This is a genomic window from Halomonas sp. AOP5-B2-8, from assembly GCF_052376475.1.
Classification (GTDB): domain Bacteria; phylum Pseudomonadota; class Gammaproteobacteria; order Pseudomonadales; family Halomonadaceae; genus Vreelandella; species Vreelandella casei.
The window spans coordinates 1-1891 of record NZ_JBQSVS010000014.1 but is presented as its reverse complement, the minus strand read 5'-3'; the positions used below and the strand labels follow the sequence as shown (position 1 = coordinate 1891).

Here is a 1891-nt window from a genome sequence, read left to right as displayed (position 1 = left end):
GCGAATACTGGCCTGTGGCAATGGCAGAGTAGTGTCATGTGGCAGTTGCCAGTCACTATTCAACAGTTGCTTCAAGGCACATTGATACGCCTCGAACATCGTATCCAGCATCTCCTCTGGGAATAGCGCATCCACAGAATCCCAGGTCAGGACGAGGCTGCCGTTGTATTCGTAAACCTGGTGGTCGAGCCAGACCTGGGGAGTTTCCGACAAACCACCAGAAACGAGAGCAGGAAAACCTTCCTCAGCCTCTTCCAGCAGACCGCCTCCCATTCCCAGCGTACTAGTGAAGACGATCGGCAACGACACACCTGTTCGCTCACCCTGGCGATTCAGGGCACGCTGCACCCAAATGGAAGAGCGTTCTCGGTGTTCCAGCGCGTCGGCCACTTCACGCTGCATCGCCTGTGCCTGGGTGATAAAACTGGCATCATTCGCAGGATGGAAGGCGACCGGTGCCAACGACGTAAAATCACCGAGCACGCGGTTGATGTCCGGGTGCACCGCTTGCCGATCGAAGAGTGTCATGTTCAGTGTGTGGGCACTGCCCCCGCTCCACTGACTGAGCAGTCGCGCATAGACTGTCAGCAGCAAAACTGAGGGCGTGATATTCCGTGCACTGGATAATTGACGTAGGCGTTGCCACTGATACGCAGGCAGCCGTGCCTGACGTCGGTGAAAATGGGCAACGGACAAGGTATCCGGGTCGCAGACAAGCGGGAGTTCGGGAGCCATCGGCAAATAATCGAGACGCGTCTGCCAATAATCACTGGCTCGCGCCAGCGCCTTACCATCCGATCTAACCTGCTCGACATAGTCCCGGAACGACAGTGACAGGGGTTCAAGCGCCACCAGCGGCTCTCGATACACCCGGGCCAATGTATCCAGCACCAGTTTGATGCTGAATCCGTCTAACAGCATGTAGTCGAAAATCACACCAATGCGACAGCGATTTACGCCGTATTGCACGACGTGAATGCGATGCGGAAGCTCTCCCTCATCACGCTCATCCCTCCAGGCAGTGTGCAATATGCGCTGAGCGACCTCCGCATCATCTGTCGATGACTCATGGCGCGTCAGGGAAATCGGCTGCACGTGCTCCAGGACACGTTGCTGCCCTTCATCATCGACGATGGCACGCAGCATGTCGTGATGCTGAACCAGTCGATTCCATGCCCGTTCGAGCCGCTCGAGGTCTACCGCCTCACCGTCCAGCTCGACCAGGTAGTGCGTGCCACAGCTCAATGGCAGACCGGTCGATTGCCCCACCCAGTAGGCTCGTTGAACTTCCGTCAGCGGGAAGGGCTCGTAACGATTGGCCGGATCCGGCCGTATTTCAACACGCGCTTCATCCGCATCGATTGACTGCAGCTCGGCTGCAAAGTCTGCCAGTATCGGCTTCGCAAAGAGAGTTCTCAGCCCTTCCGGCGCACCGAGACTCTGCCGTTTGAGTGCGGCGATGACCTGCGTCGCCAGCAGACTATCGCCACCGAGCTCGAAGAACCCCTGGTGGCGTCCGATCCGGTCCAGCTCCAGTAACCGCGTCCAGAGTTCGGCAACCTGATTTTCCCGATCGCCCTGCGGTGCTTCCAGGCTCTCGGTCCGGGTAACGGCAGTGGCACGAGCCTCCAGCGTTGCCAGCACCGATTTTCTGTCGACCTTGCCGTTGGCACTCAGTGGCAACGCATCCAGTACCAACAGGTGACCCGGAATCATGTAGTCCGGTAACGTCTGGCTCAGCCCCTGCTGCAAACTCTCGAGCGACCACGCCTCGTCGCCTGCTGCGTGATCCAGCACCAACGCGGCAGCCAGGTGAGCGGGCGTACCAACCATCACCACGATGGCATGCTCAACGCCAGGCTGAGCCTTCAGCGCCGTTTCGATCTCACCG

The 1891-nt window shown here is 58.6% G+C and carries 1 protein-coding gene; it reads right to left on the bottom strand.

Annotation, left to right across the window (positions count from 1 at the left end):
• On the bottom strand, positions 1 to 1891 hold a 1891-nt coding region (locus ACT3RP_RS17860), incomplete at both ends, for a condensation domain-containing protein (RefSeq protein ID WP_444624367.1).